19 protein-coding genes are annotated in these 21,763 nt (G+C 45.5%); 8 read left to right on the plus strand and 11 right to left on the minus strand.

The annotated features are described in order from the left end of the window. Positions 1 to 91 precede the first annotated feature (91 nt). From D1Z90_RS02745 to D1Z90_RS02755, 3 genes are read right to left on the minus strand one after another with little or no spacing between them, the layout of a single operon-like run. Positions 92 to 319: a hypothetical protein gene (locus D1Z90_RS02745; RefSeq protein ID WP_119909217.1), complete on the minus strand. Its 228-nt coding sequence runs from the start codon at positions 317 to 319 to the stop codon at positions 92 to 94. Between the two features lie 9 nt (positions 320 to 328). Then, positions 329 to 868: a hypothetical protein gene (locus D1Z90_RS02750; RefSeq protein ID WP_119909218.1), complete on the minus strand. Its 540-nt coding sequence runs from the start codon at positions 866 to 868 to the stop codon at positions 329 to 331. After that, positions 855 to 1,505: a sigma-70 family RNA polymerase sigma factor gene (locus D1Z90_RS02755; protein ID WP_158587036.1), complete on the minus strand. Its 651-nt coding sequence runs from the start codon at positions 1,503 to 1,505 to the stop codon at positions 855 to 857. Before D1Z90_RS02755 ends, D1Z90_RS02750 begins: the two co-directional genes overlap by 14 nt. Positions 1,506 to 1,834: 329 nt before the next feature. On the opposite strand from D1Z90_RS02755, the gene dacB reads away from it, so the two are divergent. Continuing rightward, entirely contained in the window at positions 1,835 to 3,280 is a 1,446-nt protein-coding gene (dacB, locus tag D1Z90_RS02765) for a D-alanyl-D-alanine carboxypeptidase/D-alanyl-D-alanine endopeptidase (protein ID WP_119909221.1), read from the plus strand. 61 nt (positions 3,281 to 3,341) lie between these two features. On the opposite strand, the gene D1Z90_RS02770 is transcribed toward dacB, so the two are convergent. Beyond that, complete coding sequence (locus D1Z90_RS02770; protein WP_119909222.1) at positions 3,342 to 3,776, minus strand: bactofilin family protein; 435 nt, start codon at positions 3,774 to 3,776, stop codon at positions 3,342 to 3,344. Between the two features lie 145 nt (positions 3,777 to 3,921). On the opposite strand from D1Z90_RS02770, the gene modA reads away from it, so the two are divergent. The 3 genes from modA to modC are packed head-to-tail and all read left to right on the plus strand — an operon-like array spanning position 3,922 to position 6,420. Continuing rightward, positions 3,922 to 4,674, plus strand: a complete 753-nt coding sequence (modA, locus tag D1Z90_RS02775) for a molybdate ABC transporter substrate-binding protein (RefSeq protein WP_119909223.1) — start codon at positions 3,922 to 3,924, stop codon at positions 4,672 to 4,674. Beyond that, complete coding sequence (gene modB / locus D1Z90_RS02780; RefSeq protein ID WP_119909224.1) at positions 4,664 to 5,347, plus strand: molybdate ABC transporter permease subunit; 684 nt, start codon at positions 4,664 to 4,666, stop codon at positions 5,345 to 5,347. Before modA ends, modB begins: the two co-directional genes overlap by 11 nt. Further along, positions 5,347 to 6,420, plus strand: a complete 1,074-nt coding sequence (modC, locus tag D1Z90_RS02785; RefSeq protein ID WP_119909225.1) for a molybdenum ABC transporter ATP-binding protein ModC — start codon at positions 5,347 to 5,349, stop codon at positions 6,418 to 6,420. The genes modB and modC overlap by 1 nt, the downstream gene beginning before the upstream one ends. Before the next feature lie 118 nt (positions 6,421 to 6,538). On the opposite strand, the gene D1Z90_RS02790 is transcribed toward modC, so the two are convergent. Beyond that, a complete protein-coding gene (locus D1Z90_RS02790) occupies positions 6,539 to 6,847 on the minus strand; it encodes a hypothetical protein (protein WP_147378723.1) in 309 nt (102 codons plus the stop codon). Positions 6,848 to 7,073: 226 nt separating this feature from the next. Between D1Z90_RS02790 and D1Z90_RS02795 the strand changes: the two genes are divergently transcribed. Further along, positions 7,074 to 8,366, plus strand: a complete 1,293-nt coding sequence (locus D1Z90_RS02795) for a phosphatidylserine decarboxylase family protein (RefSeq protein WP_119909227.1) — start codon at positions 7,074 to 7,076, stop codon at positions 8,364 to 8,366. A gap of 143 nt (positions 8,367 to 8,509) precedes the next feature. Here the strand turns inward: D1Z90_RS02795 and D1Z90_RS02800 are convergent, their stop codons facing one another. After that, positions 8,510 to 9,016 (minus strand): hypothetical protein, encoded by a 507-nt coding sequence (locus D1Z90_RS02800; RefSeq protein ID WP_119909228.1) that lies wholly within the window; start codon positions 9,014 to 9,016, stop codon positions 8,510 to 8,512. 119 nt (positions 9,017 to 9,135) lie between these two features. On the opposite strand from D1Z90_RS02800, the gene D1Z90_RS02805 reads away from it, so the two are divergent. Next, on the plus strand, positions 9,136 to 9,426 hold the full coding sequence (locus tag D1Z90_RS02805; protein WP_119909506.1) for a GNAT family N-acetyltransferase: 291 nt from the start codon (positions 9,136 to 9,138) through the stop codon (positions 9,424 to 9,426). Then, the gene (locus D1Z90_RS02810; RefSeq protein WP_232525187.1) at positions 9,426 to 10,085 is read left to right on the plus strand and encodes an SDR family oxidoreductase; all 660 of its coding nucleotides are present in this window, start codon (positions 9,426 to 9,428) and stop codon (positions 10,083 to 10,085) included. Before D1Z90_RS02805 ends, D1Z90_RS02810 begins: the two co-directional genes overlap by 1 nt. 134 nt (positions 10,086 to 10,219) lie before the next feature. Here D1Z90_RS02810 and D1Z90_RS02815 read toward each other — a convergent pair whose 3' ends face one another. Beyond that, a complete protein-coding gene (locus tag D1Z90_RS02815) occupies positions 10,220 to 13,078 on the minus strand; it encodes a glycosyl hydrolase family 18 protein (protein WP_119909229.1) in 2,859 nt (952 codons plus the stop codon). Between the two features lie 401 nt (positions 13,079 to 13,479). Beyond that, complete coding sequence (locus D1Z90_RS02820) at positions 13,480 to 15,681, minus strand: glycosyl hydrolase family 18 protein (RefSeq protein ID WP_119909230.1); 2,202 nt, start codon at positions 15,679 to 15,681, stop codon at positions 13,480 to 13,482. A 446-nt stretch (positions 15,682 to 16,127) separates the two neighbouring features. Between D1Z90_RS02820 and D1Z90_RS02825 the strand changes: the two genes are divergently transcribed. Continuing rightward, positions 16,128 to 17,570, plus strand: coding sequence for a polysaccharide deacetylase family protein (locus D1Z90_RS02825; RefSeq protein ID WP_158587037.1), 1,443 nt, complete (start codon positions 16,128 to 16,130; stop codon positions 17,568 to 17,570). A gap of 1,258 nt (positions 17,571 to 18,828) precedes the next feature. Here the strand turns inward: D1Z90_RS02825 and D1Z90_RS02830 are convergent. The 3 genes from D1Z90_RS02830 to D1Z90_RS02840 are packed head-to-tail and all read right to left on the minus strand — an operon-like array spanning position 18,829 to position 21,755. Beyond that, positions 18,829 to 20,334 (minus strand): nitrilase-related carbon-nitrogen hydrolase, encoded by a 1,506-nt coding sequence (locus D1Z90_RS02830; protein WP_119909232.1) that lies wholly within the window; start codon positions 20,332 to 20,334, stop codon positions 18,829 to 18,831. A gap of 9 nt (positions 20,335 to 20,343) precedes the next feature. After that, complete coding sequence (locus D1Z90_RS02835; RefSeq protein ID WP_119909233.1) at positions 20,344 to 21,027, minus strand: 4'-phosphopantetheinyl transferase family protein; 684 nt, start codon at positions 21,025 to 21,027, stop codon at positions 20,344 to 20,346. Next, entirely contained in the window at positions 21,027 to 21,755 is a 729-nt protein-coding gene (locus D1Z90_RS02840) for an SDR family NAD(P)-dependent oxidoreductase (protein WP_119909234.1), read from the minus strand. Before D1Z90_RS02840 ends, D1Z90_RS02835 begins: the two co-directional genes overlap by 1 nt. Between the last annotated feature and the right edge of the window lie 8 nt (positions 21,756 to 21,763).

A 21,763-nucleotide genomic window follows, 5' to 3' on the forward strand; every position in this document is an offset into this window, starting at 1 on the left:
GATTATAGCATTGCAAAGCGGGCGTTGCTGCCATAATTATTGATATTTAATGAGAAAGCAAGGCAAGGGGATTCCCTTGCCTTAATTTGGCTTAATTACCCTTATACAAGGCGGCATCTACGATGCACCAAATATGCAATGGCACCGCGATAATTAAGAAGATGCCTAAGGTCATGCTGGCAATGCCATACGACAAAGACACAAATATAAAGAACATGATAGCGGCAAGGATACGCCCTTGCACTAACTGACCGAGCCCGCATATAAAGAAGCTACAAATTGCCGCGATGACATTTCCGGCAGAACCCTGACCTGACATACTTGTTTCCTATGGTTGTTGAATCTGTTCGACCAAGATAACGACTTGATCATCAATCATTTTCTGTGCTCCTGAGACTGACACGGTTTGTTGTGACCATTGTGCGATATCTGCAGGCACGTTTTCTAATAAGTAACTTTGTTGAGCGGTAATTAAAAACCATTGCTGGCCTTGTTGCGCTAGCTTACCACTGACAGTGCTTACAGGCGCTGACATTTTTTTGGTGCTGCGCATAAGCTGCGGTGCGCTGTCTTCAACTAAGATTGCTGACATTGGCGCAACGGCGGCTTCCGGCGCAATAGCTGGCGTGTCCGGAGTGTCCTGTTGTTGCTGAGCAAACATAACCACCACCACAAACAGGGAAGCGGCAATGGCCGATAAATACGGCATGTTTTTCCACGAAGACTTGTTAACCGCTTTCGGCTTACTTGAAACCGCACGTCTGGATGCTGCTAAAATCGCGTTATCGCAGGCTTGGCTTGGCTGCTCTTTGCTAAGGCTTTGGTAGTCTTGGCTTATATTGGAATCGCTGCGTTCATGAGTGGGCATCAGAAATTCCCTCTTTTATCTTTTTCATGGCATAACGTAAGCGGCTTTTGGTCGCTTCAAAGCTGGACTTGGTCAGTTCAGCAATGTCTTCTAAACTAAAGCCCCCTTCGTGTTTTAGTAAAAACACTTCTTTTTGTTGGCTCGGCAGGGCTTCCACCTGAGCGAGCAGTTTGTCGACGGTACGCCCTTGGCTCAACTGCACGTCTAACGTGGGTAATTCGTCTTCTGGCTCTGCCACATCATCAAAGTCCAGCAATTGGGCTTTGTTATGTTTGCGGTAATAGTTCACCAAATGATTGTGGGCCAAGGTATAAAGCCAGGTGCTGAATTTAGCGCTGACTTGATAGCCCTCTCTGGCATTGATCACTTTCATCCAGATATCTTGGTGCAACTCTTCAGCCACTTCGGCGCGACTGGTGTGGCGTAAAAAGTAGCGGTACACGCCGCCTTTATGCCTTAAGTATAATTGTTCAAAGGCACTGGCGTCCCCTTGACCATAATTTAACATCAGTTGTTCGTCAGAGATGGGCTCTGTCATAGTGAGATTAACTTTGTAGCGATGACGATGCTGCTCAACATACCGTACCCGAACAGTTTGCTCAACTGCTTGGCGATAGTTCGTCTGACGAGTTGCCACTTGCCTCAATATTCTCTCCGTAATAACCGATAAATGTTAGATAAAGCAGCAACGCTAGAACATAGACCGCGCCAAAGCCTAGGCTCGCGCTGGGTGATGTTAGTGAGCGATATCGCACCGATTTTGTCGCGGTCTTTTTGCTCTTTTTTACTGCGTTATATTTATCAACCCAGAGGCCATCGTTATGGGGTTAAATTCGTTGCTCAAATAATTGTCAATGAGGTTTGATGAGGTAAAAAGTAATATTTACTAAAACTCACTTTAATATGCTTTCTTTTTTGATTTCAGCCATCTAAGGTAAGTGTATTAATAATAATTTAGGCCAAAGCATGAGTGTTCTTTTTATTTTTCTATTGGCTCTTGTGACCTCCACGGCGCAAGCCGACGCATTCGACGGTTTAGCTGCCAAGCCGCACGTTTCTTATTTGGTAACGACCACCAACGGCGCCATTATTGAACAACACGATATGCTGGTGCGTAAAGCGCCTGCCAGTACCCAAAAATTACTGACCGCAGTGGCTGCAAAAAAGTTGCTAGGGGGGAATTATCGTTTTGATACCCAGTTTGAGGTCAGCCAAAAGGCCAGCCTTAAGCAAGGCTCTTTAAATCAAGATTTGCGCTTGCGCATGTCGGGAGCGCCTGACTTTACCCGCACTCAGCTGCGCAGTATGTTGAAAGAGCTTAAAAAACACGGTGTAAAGCGCATTCAAGGCGATATCTTGATTAATGACGCCAAGTTTAATGGTTACCATTGGAGTAATGGCCAATCTTGGAATGATTTGGGCGTGTGTTACACCTCGCCGAGCAGTGCGGTGATTTTGAATCGCAACTGTGTACAGGGTAATTTGTCTTTGGGTAAAGACGGCGAGACCCGCTTGTTTATTCCCAAGCACGAGCCATTACGCATTGAAAATACAACGATTGCTGTCACCGCGAAAGAAAAGCGCGCGCAGCATTGTGATTTAGAACTCAATCGAGGTGATAAAAATCACTACCAATTGACGGGGTGCTTTGTGCCAAGGCAAAAGCCGACGCCGATGAAGTTTTCAATTAATGATCCTGTGACATACTTCGCCAGCATCTTAGCTGCCGAGTTAAAAAGTCTTGGTATACAGCACCAAGGGAGTATTAAGCGTGAAGGCTTTGAAGTGCCAGAAGGGCAGGTGTTAGTGAAACAACGTTCTGCCAGTTTAGATAGCTTATTAAGTCGTATGCTTAAACGTTCAGACAATTTAATTGCCGACGTGGTGTTTAAAACCATAGGGGCCGTTTATTACCAACAGCCGGGTAACTTCCGTAATGGTGGTTTGGCGGTGAAGCGAGTGTTAGGTAGCGCAGGCATTGATTTAAGTGAAGCCATTTTGGCGGACGGTTCGGGATTGTCGCGTCATAACCTGATCACGGTGAAGCAATTAGTAGACGTGATGGCTTACACCTTCAACAACGATAAACAATTAGGCTTGATCAACTTGCTGGCGGTTTCAGGCGTGGATGGTACCTTGCAATATCGTCGCTCATTGGCGATTGACAGTTTAAAGGGCAAGGTAAAAGCAAAAACGGGTTCGCTAAAAAGCGTTGTGAACATGGTGGGGGTAATTGAAACCGAAAAAGGCCCTAGGTTGTTTGCGTATTTGGTCAGTGGTTACTATCTACCGGCTAAACAATATAAACAGTACCGCCAGAAGCTAAACCCTATTAGACAGTTTGAGCGTGATTTTTTCACGCAGTTACTAAAACAGGGAAAACTGGGACCGATACAAACCGCTAGCCAATAACAGCCGTTGGGTCTTATCCGGCCTGGTTTGCGCAGGCCGGACAGAGCACGCAGTGAGAGCGTTATTTTTTAGCGACTTTCTTTGCTTCAGAAATGGCTTCTTGCACCGGATCTTGTTTTTTATCGTCCGACTTTTTGTCGAAATCCAAGACCTTTTTGTCGTCTATTTTTTGTTTACGCACGCCAAAGAATTGGCCGCCGCGGTCGATGCGAATGTCGTTACTGAATAATTCGCCATTCACTTCACCCTTGTTTTCAACGTTGAGGATTTCACAATGTGTTTCGCCGTCAATTTTGCCGGACACAAACACTTCAGTGGCTCGCAATACGCCAATCAGGTTGCCATTGCGTCCGATGGTCACGTTGCCATCGCAGGTAAGGGTGCCTTCCACTGTGCCATTAATGATCACTTCACCTTTTAAGTTCAAATCGCCGGTAATCGCGCAATTTTCAGAAATATAGGTGAGGCCATCTTCTTCTTTGATTTTTTTAAACATAATATAATTACCTGAGAGAGATGCCGCTAGCTTACAAAGAGTCGTTTCAATCGGCAATGCACGAGATAACAATCTGAGGCACAATAGATTAAATATTATTCACTTTACGTAAAATTTAACGCATTAGTATGACGAGGTCGTGGAAATGGTAAAATTTATCGCCTTGCTGCTAATGGCTGGGCTGACATTAAACGTTCACGCGGCCAGTGTAAAAGTCTTTGCGGCAGCATCTTTGAGTCCTGCGTTACAGCAAATAATAGAACGTTATGAACAGCTACATGACGATGATATTGTCTTGGTAAGCGGTGCATCTTCAGCGTTGGCTCGGCAAGTTAGTCAAGGCGCCCCGGCAGATATTTACGTGTCAGCAAACCAGGCTTGGATGCAGTATGTGTTGGACAATACGGCGATAAATACTGCTAAGTCGCAGCCTTGGCTTGGTAATCAATTGGTGTTGGTTGCCAGTGGGCCACAACAAGGATTTGATGTCACTAGTGTGCAGGCATGGCAAGCGGCGTTACAGCAAGACTATCTAGCTATGGCGGATAGCCGTCATGTGCCGGCTGGCATCTATGGCAAACAAGCATTATCCGCGTTAGGCGTGTGGTCAGAATTAGCTCATAAAATAGCCGCCAGTAATAACGTGCGGGCAGCGCTGGCGTTGGTTGAACGAGGTGCTGCGCCGTTGGCTGTGGTGTATCAAACCGATGCCGAGGCTTCTGCAAAAGTGCACACTTTGGCAGTGTTTCCCAAAGACAGCCACGATCCTATTATTTACCCCGCGCTCTTATTATCTGAGACGCGAGCATCAGCCCGGTTTTATGACTTTTTGTGGTCACAGCAAGCATTGGCAACGCTGAGCCAGCACAGCTTTGAGGTATTTCCTCGTGTTAACTGATTATGAATGGCAAGCCCTAGCGCTCAGTTTAAAAGTGTCTTCGGTGGCGGTGGCAGCCAGCTTACCGGTGGGAATATTGGTGGCTTGGGTTCTGGCTAAAAAAGAATTTTGGGGTAAAAGCTTATTAAATAGTGTAGTGCATTTACCTTTGGTGTTACCGCCAGTGGTCACGGGGTATTTGCTGCTCTTGCTATTTAGTCGTAACGGGATGCTAGGGCAACCTTTACAGCAATGGTTTGGTCTGAGCTTTGCGTTTAGTTGGCAAGGCGCTGCACTGGCTGCGGCGGTGGTGGCTTTCCCGTTAATGGTAAGAGCAATCAGGCAAGCTTTTGAAAATGTTGACCCAAAACTTGAGCAAGCTGCTCGAACCTTAGGCGCTTCACCGTTTAAGGTTTTCTACACCATTAGTTTACCTTTGGTTTACCCCGGTATTTTAGCCGGAATGGTGTTGGCATTTGCCCGCAGTTTGGGTGAGTTTGGCGCAACCATTACCTTTGTTTCAAATATTCCAGAGCAAACCCAAACCTTGCCACTCGCGATGTTCAGCTTCATTGAAACTCCAGGTGCGGAATCTGAGGCTGCGCGTTTGTGTATTATCGCCATTGTATTGTCTATTACAGCATTGCTGGCATCAGAGTGGTTGCTCAGACGCAATCATCAGGAGCGCCGCTGATGTTGAGTCTCAAAATCAGCAAACAACTCGGTCAATGCGCGTTAGATTTTCATTGTGATCTGCCTGGCCATGGCGTGATAGGGGTGTTTGGTGTATCTGGCTCGGGTAAAACCAGCTTGATTAATATGATTGCTGGATTAATCACCCCTGACAGTGGCAGCATAACGTTTGCGGGGCAGTGCTTTTTTGATGGCAATAAAGGCCTAAACTTAGCGCCAGAACGACGCCGAATTGGCTATGTGTTCCAAGACGCTAGGCTCTTTCCCCATTACACCGTGCAAGGCAATTTGCTTTATGGCTGCCCCAAAGAAGAGCAAGACAAGCTGAGCGAGGTTGTGGAATTATTGGGTATCGCCCATTTACTTTCACGTTTTCCTGAGCAGCTCTCGGGCGGTGAAAAACAGCGAGTCGCTATTGGCCGCGCATTGCTTACTCAGCCAGAAATGTTGCTGATGGACGAGCCTTTGGCGGCCCTTGATCAGCCTCGTAAGCAGGAATTGTTACCTTACTTAAAACGGATTGCGAAGCGCAGCCAAATCCCTATTTTATACGTGACGCATCAACAGCAAGAACTGCTACAGCTGGTGGATGAGTTATTGGTCGTCAGTGATGGCCAGGTGGCGTGCCAAGGTACCTTGGAAGAGGTGTGGAATAGCCCTGCCATGTTACCTTGGCAGCAAGCCGAAGGGGTAAGTAGTCTGTTACTTGCCAAGGTAATGCAACAAGATGAGCGTCATGGCATGACGCCTTTGTCGCTGGCGCCAGAATGTCATTTATGGTCGTCAGAAGTGTCGCTGGCACCCGAGCAGCAGGTGAGGTTGAAAGTTGCCGCGAAAGACGTAGCGTTAAGTCGCAGTAAACCCGAAGGCACCAGCATGAGAAACATAGTAGCCGCGACCATCACCGACATTGAGGTGCTAGCACAGCAACAAGTTATGGTCAGCCTAAATTTGGCCGAGCAAGTCATAAAAGCGCAAATTACTTTGTGGGCGCAGCAAGAAATGAAGCTGCAAGTAGGCGAGCAAGTTTACGCTTTGATAAAAGGCATAAACTTGCAAGGGGTGGCTTTGTAGGCTTTTACTGAAGATATCTCGTTTTGCTATAACGCCGCTATTAGCTCATATCAGAGCTTAACTTTGCCTTTTCATATACATTCAAGCCATGCTCGCAAAGTAAATGGTGGGCTAACCTTCATTGTTCAAACAAGTAGGACATATCTTCACCATGGCCATCAAGAATATCTTCTAGTTCAATGCCTTCGATTTTTTCTCCAAACATTAGGTCGACTTCTACGGCTGTGTACAGGTCTTCCACTAATGTGAATAGGTTGTAGCGATGTTCATTCGCAATGTCATTGCTAACCAGTTGAAATAGTGACGCCATATTGGCCCAACCGTTTAAACTGGTCTCATCGGAGCCAAGTGAGTGGAAATTACTTTCAAATTTACCATTGAAGTAAAAGGCTAACGTGCTCTCTATGTAAGCGGTTTTTTTACTCAACTGAGTCTCCATGGTTACACCCTGTTTTCCAATCTGTGTGAGAAGCGTTGTTATACTTATCTCCCCCGCTTAAAAGCTAAACCTTGAGGTAGCCACTCATATTTTAATGTGGGCCATCAGCAATGGCGATAATTAAAACGGGATGCTCAAGCTGAAAGCTAAATGTGCCGATCTCGTCTAGAGCTATACTTTTAATGATATATTTGTTAATTGCTAGGAGTCTAATATGGCTACTCCCTATCGCGTTGGTGCATGGCTACCCTCTGATCATGCTCATCTGAGTCATTGGCTTAAGGCTCTTGCCGAAAAAGCCAATCAAGATAAAAGCGAGTTTCACCCCAGTGTTGCGAAGCTAAAGCATTTGATTGAGACAGACGCTGAGATTTATATGCTGTTTAATCAAATGTGGGGGCAAATTCCTAATAAGCCGCCTTACAATCGTTCGCCAACAAATAAACCGGCAGCGCGCAATTATTTGCAAATGCTGCGAATGATCAATTTAGTACTCACTCATGCGCCAGAGTTTTTGGTCGATGAGGATGATCAGCCTTTAGGGCTCATCGGCTGTCCGATTAATGCCATATTAGACTGGGCAATGGGAACCACAGCTGGCTACGCTGCGTTTATTCAGCCTAAAGTTAATCGACACTTTAAAGATATTCTTGACGCGTGGGGTGCCTACCTTATGTCGCCGGATTCAGCCAGTGTACTGAATGAAAAGCCTAATGGCTGGTTTGGATGCCACGCGAAAGCGACGAAGGAATTAAAGCATTTCGATGAAATGTATATTTGCAGTCCTGAAATATTGCATCATGGCTTCCATTCTTGGGATGACTTTTTTACGCGTCAATTTCGCCCAGGACAGCGGCCTGTAGCGGCACCCGGTGATGATAATGTGGTGGTTAATGCTTGTGAATCCGCGCCGTTTCGTTGCAGTCATAATGTGCAACGATTTGATGCGTTTTGGATTAAATCACAATGCTACTCTTTAATTCATATGTTAGATAGCGACCCGTTGACGGATTATTTTGAGGGTGGAACCGTTTACCAAGCGTTTTTAAGTGCGCTGAGTTACCACAGGTGGCACGCGCCAGTGAGTGGTAGAATCATTTCGATTAAGCATATACCGGGTACGTATTATTCTGAGCCTTTGGTTGAGGGCTTCAATGGCCCTGATGGCCCCGATCCCTCCGGGCCGAATGATTCTCAGGGCTATATTACGGAAGTGGCGACGCGCGCTTTAGTTGTCATTCAAGCGGATAACCCTGCCCTTAGTTTAGTGGGCTTTCTTGCGGTAGGCATGGCAGAAGTCTCGACCTGTGACGTGACGGTGGAAGTTGGTAAGCACGTAAGCAAAGGAGAGCAACTAGGCATGTTCCACTTTGGCGGCTCTACTCACTGTTTAATTTTCTCGCCCAAGGTGAAGTTAGCGTTTGATTTCCACGGCCAAACTCCAGGATTAGATGCTAGCAACATTCCTATTAACTCTGCGATTGCAAGAGTGGTAAGCGAGACCTAAGAGTACTTTAAGGGTTTTACCCACGTTTAACTGGATCGCTTAACTGCTTTTCATTGAAGCATGGTTGATTAATGCAGCCCCTTGTTTTTAATAAAGGTGTTTATTTAGTGATATGCGATTCACTTATTTTGGGCTATTGCTCTTTAAAACTTACGTTTTAAATCCCTTGCCAATATTAACGCTAAGCCAATGACTTGCAGGAAAATGGCCATGCTCTTCAAGCTGTTGACTTGGTTACTGAGGGTGTTTTCTTGTTCCATGAGAGTCAGATTTTGCAAATAAGTTGTGTCAATGGCACTGCGGCTTAGTTGCTGCTGTGCCAGGACAAGCTTGTCAATGTCAGCAAATGAACGACTTGAGATTTCTTCAATGGGGTGTTGTAGCAAATCACTGAGTTGCTGCAATAGGCTGGTTTTAATAGGGTCAGGTAGTTCAGTAGGCTGGCTTAGTAACAGCATTAAGGTATCGCGCTTTTGTTCGAGTAAGGTGATGGATTGCCACTTTAAGCCAATCTGCATGTTATTAGCTTGCTGGGTTTGCTGTAATTGATGAACCTCTAACAATCTTTCTTCAATCACAAAATGTGTGGTTAATGCCGCGATAATATTAAACATCAAGCCCACCGCAACCAGCACCCAAGTAGCAATCATAATGTTCTCCTTTTATCATTTTTAGTATGGATGAAGTTACCAAAAATTGTTTGATTTCATGTCAAGGCTGGAGATGGAAGGTGTAGACTTAAGAGAAAGTTTAAAGTGGAACTACAACAATGAATATTAGCCATAAAATCACCTCAGAAGGTGGCGCGTTTTACACCTTACCCGAAGATGAGAATAGCGCCGTAATGCGTTATTTAAGTTTGGATAATCAGGTTATTTCGGTAAATAGCACGAAGGTGCCGGAGCAGTTTCGCGGCCAAGGTGTCGCGATGAAATTAATGCAGGCCATGATTGAGTATGCAGAGCAGCAGCAACTTAAAGTTGTGCCCGCTTGTAGCTATGTTGAGAAAATGTTTGAACGCTACCCGCAGTGGCAACATTTATTAGCGGAGAAAGCATAATGGCTATTGTGATTACCGGTGCTAATCGAGGTATTGGCTTAGCCCTCGCGCAGTTATATCACCAGCGTGGAGAGCAGGTGATAGGTGTTTGCCGCCAAGGTTCGCCGGAGTTAGCCGCTGTAGCAGAAAGGGTGATAGAGAATATTGATGTTACCCAAGCTGAAGATGTGCGGCAGTTGAAGCAACATTTAACGGCTAGCAATATTCGTATTTTGATCAACAACGCCGGCCTCTTGGCGGATGAAGTGTTAGGCGATATCGACTTTGACAGCATCCGTTTGCAAATGGAAATTAACGCGTTTGGACCATTACGTGTGACCGAAGCGCTTTTGCCCTGTATGCAGCAAGGCGCGAAAATTATTAATATCACCAGCAGAATGGGCTCAATAGCAGATAATACTTCTGGTGGTCGATATGGTTATCGAGCGTCAAAGGCGGCGTTAAATGCGTTTGGTAAATCATTGGCAGAAGATCTCAAAGAGCAAGGTATAGCGGTGGCGCAACTTCACCCAGGTTGGGTGCAAACGCGAATGGTCAACTTTGGTGGTTTAATTTCGGCGGATGACTCCGCAGCTGGAATTGCCGCTCGAATTGATGAGCTAACAATCGAAAACACGGGCGGTTTTTGGCACAGTAATGGCGAGCAACTGGCTTGGTAACGCTCAACCTTTGTCAGGCGTGAAGGCTGTCCCTAGTAGGCTGATACAAGCGCAGACCGAGTTAGCCCATTCGGTCTCAGCTTCCTCCTTGAGGCCGTGCTTGTATCAACCTGATTTAACTTTTTCTTAGGAAGTTACTGCTTACTTTTCTGCCATACTCCCCAAGGGTTTGAGCTGTCAGGGGTTTGCCCTTGTGTCCACCACTGAGCTTGGTAAATCTCCCCTTGCCAACTAACTTGCTGTCCTGATTGATAGATGGTTTCAGCTTGCCACTCGGCAGCAGTCGATGGGGCGTCAGTCGGCTGTGGTTGTTGAGGTTTTTCGGTCGGTATGAGCGTAGGTTCAACGGCTGGGGTGGGGCTTACTTCAGGCTGTTGTTGCAATACTCGCCATGGTCCCCACTGGGTTACGCCCGGCGTGTTGCCTTGGGTCCACCATTTAGCTTGATAGCTGACTCCTCGATAAGTAACGATATCTCCACCTAGATAAATGCTGCCTTCGTGCCATTCTACAAGGTTGCTTGGCGGCTCAGAAGGAGCGAGAGTCGGCACCTCTGTTGGGCTTGAAGTTGGAGTAATCGTTGGGCTAATGCTGGGCTCTATCGTGACGCCTGGAGTCGGCTCTAGGCTTGGCGTAATCGTTGGCTGCTGTGTTGGACTTAGAGTAGGCACTTCTGTGCCGTGACCTAAACCTTGATGCATCGCGTTAAGGATATCACCATTATCGCCATCAATTTCCCAAGAAAACACCCCCGCTAAGCCATTGGCTTTGGCATAAACCGCCTTTTCCTTGGCGGATCTTGCGTCATCATAGGTGATCAGAGAGCCAGTTTCTTTGTTCCAAAGGTAAGGAGATTGAGCTTGCTCATCATAATAATACTGGTAGCCATTTTTACCTTGGTTGTTAACACCGGCAAAGTTAGTGCTGATATCGCGGTAGTCTAAAACGCCATCTTCCCAGGTACCCTTTACTTTACCGTCACCGGTACCGGTAAAGGGGTTATCATCTTGGTAGCCAGAAATGCCTTTCCAGCCTCGGCCATACATAGCCACACCCATTACGAGTTTGTCTGCAGGCACGCCTGCCGCCATCAAGCTACTAATACCGGCATGACCATTGAATTGAGCTATGGTGCCACTGTCTGATTGATATAAGCCCGCATGATGACCTGGTTGATTATCCCAAGTGCCATAAAAATCGTAAGTCATGGCAAAGATGTAATCCATGTACTGTGACGCTGTAGCATAGTCAACATCGTCTACTTTACTTTGCCCAACGCCGACCGCAGAAGTTAGCTCGTAGTCACGACCTGTCGCACTGCTGAGTTGATCTAGCATGGCTCTAAGATCTTTCATTAATAGCGCATACAGCTGTTTATCACTGGCTTGACCTAATTCGCTGTTGGCACCTTCACCGCCTGGGTACTCCCAGTCGATATCTACGCCATCGAAGAATGGATAGTCTTGTAAAAATTGCTGCACTGAAGCAACGAAAGTGGCACGATTTTGCTCATCATGCATAAAGTAGAATGGGTCAGATAGGGTCCAGCCTCCGATAGACGGTAGGATCTTAAGGTCTGGTTTGGCTGCCTTTAAGCGCATGAGTTGACCAAAGTTGCCTTTAATGGGGTCATCCCACTTGTCTCCAGGAAACGATTTTTCAAGCGCGGCGAAGCTATCGTGCACTGTCACTTCAAAGTCTTGTTTGTCTTTACATTGACGCTGCAAAGCTCCGAATCCTTCAGGGTTAGCTTCTTTTAGTGCTGCGTTTGGTCCACAGATAGGAATAAACCCATAGATGATATGACTCAGGTTTTGTGCCGGAATGCTAGAGACAGGAAATTTTCTGCCATAAATACCCCATTCAACAAAATAGCTCGCAACAACGGATTGTGACGTATTTTCGTAAGCTTTGTTATTTTCAAGCAGAGTGAGCTCAAGGGGCGGGTGACAAGCACCATTGGTTTCGCAATCATTGGGCGGTGGCGTGGCAGGTGATGAGCTTGGTGTAGGAGTGACGCTAGGAGTCGGCGAAGGAGGGGTTGCACATACGGTGCTGATTTGGCCGTTAATCGCTTGATCAATCGCGTTTAATAACGAGGTTTCATCTTGGGTGTCTTGGCTTAACTCCCAATTCATAATGCCGCCTGCTTTCGCTAAGGCTAATTGGGTTTTTTTCTGAATCGTGGGAATGCCATTATAGCCTGCGCCAGATTGTGTTTTATCGCGGCAAGCCGCATTAGGCTCACTGGCTACAATGTCACGATAAGTTCGCGCAGGCTGGGAATAAAAGGGGACCCCAAGCACGGTTTTTGCTTTGCTCAACCCCTTGCTTTGCCAGTATGCGATGGACTGTTCTGCAAACTCGTACGTTGAGTGGTGTTGTCCAGCAGAGTGGTCCGCATCGTACGCCATTAAGTTAAGAAAATCGACGTCATCAAACACTTCGGCTTTGATACCTCTGGCACCCCAGCCCGAAGCTGCGACCGCCGCAGTGAGAAATTTGCCTTGGCTGCGCAATGCCGTTGACAATTCGTCCATCAATAGCGCAAAGTTGTCAGCGGTTTGACCTGAATCAGGGTATTCCCAATCCATATCAACGCCATCGAGTTGATACTGTTCTACAAACGCAAGAATATCGGTAATAAATCGAGCTCGGCCAGCGGCTGTTGCAGACATCGTCTCGAACTCATTAGCACGACTGCCGTTCCAGCCCCCGACTGCAATACCCACTTTGACGCCTGAGGCTTGGGCTAATTCGACCAATTGACGAAGTTTTTGCGGGTTTGCAATGGGCTGTAGGGTACCGTCGCGGTTGAGTAGCAAAAAGGAGTAGTTAATATGGGTGAGTTTGTCGTATTGAATTTGTTGGGCTTGACCGCTCCAAGATGGAAAGTAACCAACGCTTTTAAAATCATCCACGCTGGCTTGCGCCATCGAAGAGACCAAGCAAGATAAAGCGACGCCTTTGGCGAGCTTAGATAAGTTAAACATAATATTTCCTTATAAATTAATGCCAATCAGTTGACTTAGAGGTCACCGGCTCTAACTGCACACCCTGCTATGGTGATAGAGCGCGATGACGGGTTGCTCTTATTTGGAATGGACTGAGAGCTTTTTTAGCTTGCCAAAGCTGCTTAATCTTAACTAGATGGGAATCTGAGTAGTTTCATGAGCTAGATTTAAAGTTATTTAAATACAGTCTCTTACGTGTATTTTTTGGGGTTGTTTTATCCATCATTGGTTTCTTCGTAAAGCAGATATTTTCGTGGCGTCTTGTGCTTTGTCATTACGCAGCCTGCAATACTATTTCGCAGCAGGGGCGTCTTATCATGCAGCGCCTTGAAGCTGGCTCAATGGCGAGCAATGGGAGTTATGTGGCGAGTAAGGGAGCATTACTGGCCCCGTTTTTGATTAAACCAATCGGGGAAGCGCAGTTTGAGCTGAGCGAGATAAGAATGGCCAATAGGCAATTGTTGGCCAGGCATGATGAGGACATATTTATTTTTGTGCAGCGGTTTAGCTCGAGTAACTTTTGCCGGGTTGACCAAATACGAACGATGTACCTGGACTAAGTAATGCTCTTCAAAATATTGTTTAAGGTGACTTAGCCGCATAATAATGTGCGACTTGGCTTTCTTAGGGTGAATAAATATACCGCTATACCCCTGATCTGCCTGAATAAATAAAATGTCAGGCTGTGAAGTTGCCACTAGGTGCAGTTCAGCCAATAACCGGGGCGATGCAAGTAGTTGCTTGATGTGTTTTTTTGCGACGTCGAGTTGTGACGCTAAGGTTTGTAGAATATGAATTTCCGGCAAATCTTGATTAACGGCTGATGGCACGATGAATCTGTATTGAAACAATTGGGCAATTTGCCGACCTTCTTGAATCAAAGTGTCACAATTCTTGCCTGCAAAATAAGTATCTTTGTCCACAATCACCACTTCAAACTCGGGGTAATATTGATCAAGTAGTCGCAGCATAGTTTCGAGTGACGCTGTCAGTGAGTTGCTGGTGAGAGCATGCTTTTGAAATGCTTCAATCACTTGTAAACCATGGTGAACTGAAGAATGATCTGGTGGTGACACTGGCGCTGTCGCTTCGTTACTAATCACGCCATAAAGCAAAGAGGTTTGCTGACCTCGTTGCTTTATGGCGTGATTAAGTTGAGCTAACTGCTTTACTTGCTCTGCCAAGTAAGAGTAGACCTCTGGTTGGTTATCTTTGAGTGGGGTTCGTTGTAGCTTTATCATGAGAGACACGCTGCAATCTATGGCGAGAGTTAAAAGCTGTTGATGTTGCAATAATTGAGCGCAAGTTGACCTAAGTAATAACCGCCATAGCCCGTATAACATAGCAGCGAGCCCTACGAGAATACTCAACGTGATTCGTATTGGATCTGAATAGAACCACGTTGCCATCATGGTGAAAGCGGCGTCAACAGGGGCGAAGTGCCGATGAATTCGTGAGAGCAAGCTGGTGGCGCCATTATCATTGTGTAAGCTTGATAACGCGATACCTGCAAGATCCTGATCTAAAATGAAATTAAGCTTATCATGCAACGATGCTGAGCTTTCAAAAAGCAATAAGTGTTTGCCATTGGGCGTGATAATCTGGCCGGAAATGGCATCACTCGTCTCGTGCGATTGCTTACTGGTTAATGACTGTTGTTGCATGCTTTCGACTTCGTGTCGCTGGGTGACACCGGTAATGCTGCGGTTGTCCCAACTGCCCTGACTGAGTTGCCAGCTCGCTGAAGATTGAGCATTAACAGCTTGCCACTTAAGGCCATGGCTAGGAATAGTCAAAATGATTTTATGTGGTTTAATTTGCTCTTTGAGCCAGGCGACAGAGTGAGCAATGCTGTCATGTCCATACGGCGAAAAAATGGGCGCTAATCGTGGAGGAAAACCCTGTTCTTGCAACGGGCTTAATGTGTCTACGATTACATAATCTAGCGGTGCAAACATGGCGTTAGTAAGTTGTTTTTGAAGTGGTGCCAAACGCCATGGTATCAGCAGAGAAAGTTGTAGCGGTTGCGGTTGCTTCGCACTGGTCTGCGACATACGTTTTTTCAGCTGCTTTAAGGTTCTTGCTAAGCCTTGTTGTTGCGCTAATGTCATAGACTCTAGGGCCAGTGAGGTCCAGTTTATCTCTACCCCATCGAACTGATAATGTTCAATAAAATTCATGACTGAATGAAGGAAGTGCTCTCTCATTACGTCACTTTGGGCCAGGTGTTGCCAGGTGGCGGTTTCACTGTCTATCGATATAATAACCCTTAAATGAGGGTGGGCATGTTTTAATTGTTGCAGCTGTCGCAAACTTCCTCTAGCAGGGTAGGTTAGATTTGCGGAGAAATGCTGCAAGTCGGCATAATCATCACGATGACCGAGCGTGGCTTCAGGTGTGAGAATTGCACTTTTATACACCAAGTGCGTCAACCGAGCCGCGTCGATATCCGCAACATGATAATTCGGGCTGTATATGCTCCAATCATGATAATTGGCCATGATCATCTTACTTGCTGAGGCCTCGGCCAAACATTGTGTACTTATCAGTGCCATCAGAAATGCTTGATACCAATACCGCATCACCTCTCCTTGGTTACTTCAATCGCCGTTGTTTCTTTATCATCACTTGCTTATGGGTTTTTGCGATTGTGCCTTGGATATCAGTAAGGGACTAGGGGGGCAGATGGTGTGTTTCATGTATTTTCTATTTAATTTATAAAAAACAGATGGTTGCAATGAAATATAGTGAGGTTCACTTCACCAACGGTATCTTTATTTCATCCTGATGTTGAGACATGAGATAGCCCTTAAACGACGTAAGAGGGGGGAGAGTCTTGATGCTGATATGTGCTTGTGAACCAACTTTGATAAATAGCCTAGGCACCACCATATTCTTTTGTCATTTTTAATACGCAAACTTTGAATCAGTCAATATCATTATTGTTTTTATCAAATTATTATAAACATTTGATTGTTGTGGGAGAAAAGTGATGCGTTTGGTTTGGATCCTAATATGGACTTGTTTAATGAGCGGTTGTGGCGGAGGGGGTGGGGGCAACAGTGCGAATAACACTGCCATACCGTATACGCCAGAGGTGGCCAGTGGCCTACAGTATCTAGATAGAAGTTATGCTCTATTACCTTCTGAATTGATTGCCAATCATGTCTATCTTGCTGATGATGAAGAGTTTGATTTGGCAGAAGTAGAAGCTGTATTAGCTCAAGTACAGCAGCAAGCCCTCGCGCCACTAGGCAATAAAACAGCCAGTAAAAATGCTCCTATTTTGATTCGCTCAGGCGTGACTGCAACGGGTGATGAGGCCATTTACCATCAAAATGGTTATATTGTGGTTGAGTTGAGCCAAGCTCAGGCAGATGAAGCCATGATAGGTTCACAGTTTGTGAAATCACTGGTGTTACAAAAGCGCCACCAATTAGGCTTTTCTTCTGAGCGTTTGTTTGAGCAATTATTCTCGCTGGCGTTATATCACCACACCGCGATGCAGTTGCAATTAAGAATTGCAAATACGCTCCCTGAGTTAGACGATAGCACGCACTATCAAGCTCTGTCGGCATTGAATGAGAGCAGTTCAGTGGAGCAAAAAAGGTGGTTAGAAGGCGATGATGACTTGATTGAAAACACTGGCGTTGCGTTGTTTTCAGAAGCACTTAAACATTATATGTTGGACCACCCCGGCAGTGACTTATGGTCAAGCTTAAGTGTGCCAAGTGAAGACGTTGCTGAGTATTTAGTAGCGGAATTTTTACCGAGAGAAGTGAAAACCCAGTTTAGCATTCGGACTGAAGCTGACGGTGGCGGCGATTATCAACAACAGGCTTATGATTATACCGGTGCTTATTATTTAGAAGGCTTTCACTTCGATAAAACCGTTGCGTTAACCTTTGATGATGGTCCAAGCCCTGGTTACACCGAGCAAGTATTGGACATATTGTCACGGCACCAGATTAAAGCGACTTTTTTTGTTCTGGGCAATCAGATTTCGATGTACCCTGAAATGCTGGTGGATATCCATCAAGCGGGCCATGTTGTCGCAAACCATACTTGGGATCACCCTGATTCTACCGGGTTTACTCATTCCAGCGATCTTTGGGCAGAACAGATAAGCCCAACCAATGCCATCATTCAAGATATCTTGGGGTTCGAACCACTTTTGTTCAGGCCCCCCTATGGCAGTATCAAGGGTGAACAAATTCAATACTTGGCAAATAGAGGCATGCGAACTATCAATTGGTCTATTGATCCAAGAGATTGGGATACACAAAACAACGATTCTGAGGATGTGAGTAACGCTGTTATTCAGCATATACACGCGGGCGGTATTATCCTGCTTCATGATGCGACCGATGTAACGGTAGACTCGCTTGAGGCGATCATCACCGACTACAAAGCGCAAGGATATGAGTTTGTCACCTTGGGTAAACTATTAGGATTAGGTGTGGCAAGGTAATAAGTGAAGCGCTGAAACCACAGGCTGCGGCAGTTTGTGGTTTTTCAGTACCTTAAATGCAAGAATATAATCGTTCTCATGTTTCATTGCAGGGCGAGCGTTAGCCAAAAAAAACGGGGCCATACTCGACGAGTATGGCCCCTTGTAGTCTTACACATCTGATCCTTGATGTAATGGTGCTCCCTGCACTCCCTGACTAATACCTAATCCTTAGGTTATTCCTTTTCCCAAATCCTTTGGGTTGTCCTTATTTGACCATCCTAGTCTAACAAATCATCCTGATTTGTTTTCTATCTCCATCCTGGAGGTGTCCTTTTGCCACTTCCTGTAGCGTTTCCTTTCATCATCCTGATTGCCAGACATCCTATCTGACATGGAACCCAACATCCTGTTAGTGTCCCTGTGCTTCCTTGCGGGATTAAATATATGCCTTTTTGCCCTCTGGAAAAGCGATCTAGGCCCATAAAATATGGGTTTTCCTTTATTAAACTCTGTTAATGTTTTTTAAGTGCATGTATTAGTTGTATTTTATTTTTATATTACCGCTTTACTCCGGTCCAAGAAACAGGTTTATCTGATGTTCAAAATAAACAAAGCTTACATATCCAATGGCTGATCTCGCACAAAATTAAAGTGGTTGAAAAATGCTCAGCGCCCATTTGTCAGAGATATTGACCGTTTAGCAGTAAATATGACCACTAATCAGGCTTAAGCATTAAGTAAAGTGTGATCTGGCAAGGAAAAAATGCAGAATTGAATCAGTCGTGAGTATTGTGTGAGAAATTGCTGCTAGCACAAATGAGCCCGCAGCTAGAGTGACAAGGTTTAACTACTTTTTCTGGCAAAAAAATCAGTATGAAGCCTGCTGATACTCTTGCTCGCTAAAGGGTGATGGCTTAATAATTAAATCAGTCTTTTTGATTTCGATTATCAGGCACTATATGGGCGATTTTTGAGCAGTGTTGAATCATTTTAGTGCAAGCTTAATGCTTGATTTATTTTTGATAATAGTAATAATAGCTACAATTTCAATGCATTAATGATATTAATATTTTTTTTTGATAAAAAAGAGCGATTTACTAGCACTAACTTTAGCTCTCTTCTATGATGTTAATGCTGAAATAAAACTCATTATTTAGTCGCAGTTTTTTAGCTCTGTCTTAATTGGGAAATGGGCCGATTTACTTCTTGTTAGGACAGAGCTATTCCATTCTAAGCAATACTCTTTTGTAAGCTGCGTTTGTCATGATGTTACTTGTTACGATTTTTTACGTCGCTGGCGTAACCAAGTGATGACAAGATAGAGAGTGATGGCAGAGATACCCCAGCCAAACCAGTCTCCATAGCGCGTATAGAGTGTTTGCTGGGAACTGGTAACAGTTGTGCCATATATTGCCTCTCTTTGATTGACACCACTTGCACTGACGACCTTGCCATAGGGGTTAATGACCGCACTGATACCACTTGTGGTGCCCAAACCATAAGCTACTCGGTTTTCTACTGCACGAAATATGCTATCTGTCATGTGCAATAGAGGGAAGTTAGCATTGGCTTTAAAATCGTCATCCACTGGCATCAGTATAATTTCTGCGCCTTGCTGTCGCAGTGCTCGGCTGATCCAAGCGCGGTGTCGGTCGAAGCAAACCCCGAGTCCTACTTGGCCATGTGGAGTGGTAAACACTTGGATGTCTTCTTTACTACCAGGGCTGAAGCCAAAGTGACGCTCGCGAAATGTGATGGCTATTTTACGGCTGCGCCCAACCTCTACGCCATCTGGCCCAAACATTACCGCTACATCAAATAGCTCGCCTTGCTCTCGCCAAATTAAATCAGCAACAATATAGTTACTTGTTTCAATCGCGAGTTGTTTAATTTGGCGAACGATCGCTTCATTGTTAATGTCTGCCATTTCATTTTCGGGCCACACCACAAAGTGTGTATTGTCACTTATTTGGCGTGTTAACTTGGCATTCACGTTGAAAATGGCTTGCGACATGGCTGGCGTATCGGCCCAGTAACCTTCTCCGTCACTGCGAATGTTGGCCAATGATTGAATCGCATCGTCTTGGTTTGTTAGATCAACCGTCGCCCCGATGTGAACATCCTTGGTTGGATCGTGGGCTGGTATGGAAGTTAATTGGCTATGGCCCCAAAACCAGCTGGCAAGTACGAGCGGGAAAACCAGTCCTGCTTGCCAATCAAATTGCTTTTGCTGCTTGGCTTTAATGATGATGCATGCAATCGCTGCATTGGACAGCATGATGATAAAGCTTAACAAGGGGAAGCTACCCAAGGATAATATTTGCAGTATCTCAAGCTGTTGCCATTGGCTTTTGGCTACTAGTACAAACCAGATTTCTTCTAAATAAGGCAGTACAACGCGTAAAAACTCAATGCTACACCACACCAAAGGCAGCGCAAATAACCGCATTATGCCACCAAAATGGCGCTGTAATGTCACTGCTAAATAAATTGGTCGAGAGAAAAATACCCCAGCAGCCACGCATAAAATAGTGCCCAGCAAGCTACCAAAAATATCAACAAACCAATGGTGCGCCATTACCGACCAGACAACGGTGGCTGGTAAAATAGTCAGCCTAACACTGATATTTTTGTACCATTGGCACAATAGCAATACTGGCACTAAAGCAAACCAAGCCAGCCACGCTTGATTATAACCAGGCATAGATAATCCCATGAGTAGACCTGAGCCAGCAGACAACATGGCGATTTTAAGTTGGGTTTGGCGAGTAGGGGCTATCATAATGGGTCGTCAGGCTCCAGTTTGGTTGGACGATTGGCTATAACGGGCTTTACAAGTCAGCGTTGTCATATCAAAATATCTTATGTCACTGATACGGCGCTCTGAGCATATCGCCCAGTACCCTGTGTTTGTCGGTGAACCTGATGATATATCGCGATTTATCAAATAGTTATACCAGTCACTGTGGTCCGAGTGTATCTCAATTAGATCTGCACTTGACGTTTTATTCCTATTTTGTTGATTAACTTCATAATAATTATTTGCTTCTAATGTAAATTGCGTATTCTGAAAGTTGTGCGACAACCCTTTTCCTATGGCTTTAAAGTAGGCTTCTTTTAATACCCATAAACGGTAGAAATCCTGACAAGTGTTGATCCAAGGTCGCTCCGAAGGGCTGGCGCAGCGCTCGGTTAAACGGCGCCAATTATGTTGGGGGGCGGGAAATTGTAAATCGACGCCAACTTCATTACGGCTAAACCCGATCACTATCATGTCTTGTTGGTGGCTGAGGTTAAAAAACAACGATTGATTCGCGAGGTAAGGTTTACCGTACGCGTTATATCGCAGCGTTTGTTGCTCGTTTGGCCAAAATAGCCGACATACCGCATGCAATACTTGTTGGCTGGTTTGCTCGCCAATCGGGCCATAAAAAAGGTATAAACAAGCGTCTTGGGGTTCAGCTAATGATTGCATTATTGCCCTTTGATAGTTTGAGTAAAGCCGCCATCAATGATCAAATTGTGGCCTGAAGGCAGCATTTGGTGCTGTGCCAAGAAGTGTGCAGCGCTGGCTATTTCACTGGGCTTGGCAAAGCGTTTTAATGGTATGCGGTCAAAGGCATTGGGCAGTTGGTACCAAGGTGCTTGAGTGATCATTTCTGTCGCTACCGGGCCAGGAGAAATCGCGTAACTTTTAATCTTTGGATATTGCGCTGCAAGTTGTTGTGTCCAACGAATAAGCATGGCCTTACTGACCGCGTAGGCAGCTTGCCCTGGTCGTGGCTTCACCCCAGAAATGCTGGCCAGGTTAATCACACAAGGTGCGCCCGCTTGTTCAAGTAGCGGTAAACACTGATTCATAAAGCGCTGTGGACTGCGATAGTTAACGTCTAAAACAGCTTGCCAGTCTTGTGCAGAGACTTGGGGTAACAGGTTATCTTTCAGCATACCCGCATTGTTCACTAATACGTCTAGTTGGCTCAGATCATTAAGGTAATCTTGACATTCTTCAGCACGAGTAACGTCAAAAATCGCCAATTTTCCTTGTCCTCCTTGCTGCTTGATCGTGTCTAATAGTGCTTGAGCTGCAACGCTGTTGCTACGTGTATTTAGATGAACAAAGTAGCCCTGCTGGGCAAATTGTTGTGCCAACGCGGCGCCAATGCCTTTACTGGCGCCAGTGATAAGTGCGTGGAGTTGCATGGATTAGT

The sequence above is a fragment of the Motilimonas pumila genome (assembly GCF_003596335.1).
GTDB lineage: Bacteria > Pseudomonadota > Gammaproteobacteria > Enterobacterales > CBDFNC01 > Motilimonas > Motilimonas pumila.

What these genes read in the sequence shown, in the direction of transcription:
- D1Z90_RS02820 (WP_119909230.1), bottom strand. Translation starts at nt 15,681, where the DNA reads ATGCGGTATTGGTATCAAGCATTTCTGATGGCACTGATAAGTACACAA.
- D1Z90_RS02825 (WP_158587037.1), top strand. Translation starts at nt 16,128, where the DNA reads ATGAGCGGTTGTGGCGGAGGGGGTGGGGGCAACAGTGCGAATAACACT.
- D1Z90_RS02815 (WP_119909229.1), bottom strand. Translation starts at nt 13,078, where the DNA reads ATGTTTAACTTATCTAAGCTCGCCAAAGGCGTCGCTTTATCTTGCTTG.
- modA (WP_119909223.1), top strand. Translation starts at nt 3,922, where the DNA reads ATGGTAAAATTTATCGCCTTGCTGCTAATGGCTGGGCTGACATTAAAC.
- D1Z90_RS02800 (WP_119909228.1), bottom strand. Translation starts at nt 9,016, where the DNA reads ATGATTGCTACTTGGGTGCTGGTTGCGGTGGGCTTGATGTTTAATATT.
- D1Z90_RS02750 (WP_119909218.1), bottom strand. Translation starts at nt 868, where the DNA reads ATGCCCACTCATGAACGCAGCGATTCCAATATAAGCCAAGACTACCAA.
- D1Z90_RS02745 (WP_119909217.1), bottom strand. Translation starts at nt 319, where the DNA reads ATGTCAGGTCAGGGTTCTGCCGGAAATGTCATCGCGGCAATTTGTAGC.
- D1Z90_RS02805 (WP_119909506.1), top strand. Translation starts at nt 9,136, where the DNA reads ATGAATATTAGCCATAAAATCACCTCAGAAGGTGGCGCGTTTTACACC.
- D1Z90_RS02830 (WP_119909232.1), bottom strand. Translation starts at nt 20,334, where the DNA reads ATGATAGCCCCTACTCGCCAAACCCAACTTAAAATCGCCATGTTGTCT.
- D1Z90_RS02840 (WP_119909234.1), bottom strand. Translation starts at nt 21,755, where the DNA reads ATGCAACTCCACGCACTTATCACTGGCGCCAGTAAAGGCATTGGCGCC.
- D1Z90_RS02770 (WP_119909222.1), bottom strand. Translation starts at nt 3,776, where the DNA reads ATGTTTAAAAAAATCAAAGAAGAAGATGGCCTCACCTATATTTCTGAA.
- D1Z90_RS02835 (WP_119909233.1), bottom strand. Translation starts at nt 21,027, where the DNA reads ATGCAATCATTAGCTGAACCCCAAGACGCTTGTTTATACCTTTTTTAT.
- D1Z90_RS02810 (WP_232525187.1), top strand. Translation starts at nt 9,426, where the DNA reads ATGGCTATTGTGATTACCGGTGCTAATCGAGGTATTGGCTTAGCCCTC.
- modC (WP_119909225.1), top strand. Translation starts at nt 5,347, where the DNA reads ATGTTGAGTCTCAAAATCAGCAAACAACTCGGTCAATGCGCGTTAGAT.
- dacB (WP_119909221.1), top strand. Translation starts at nt 1,835, where the DNA reads ATGAGTGTTCTTTTTATTTTTCTATTGGCTCTTGTGACCTCCACGGCG.
- D1Z90_RS02795 (WP_119909227.1), top strand. Translation starts at nt 7,074, where the DNA reads ATGGCTACTCCCTATCGCGTTGGTGCATGGCTACCCTCTGATCATGCT.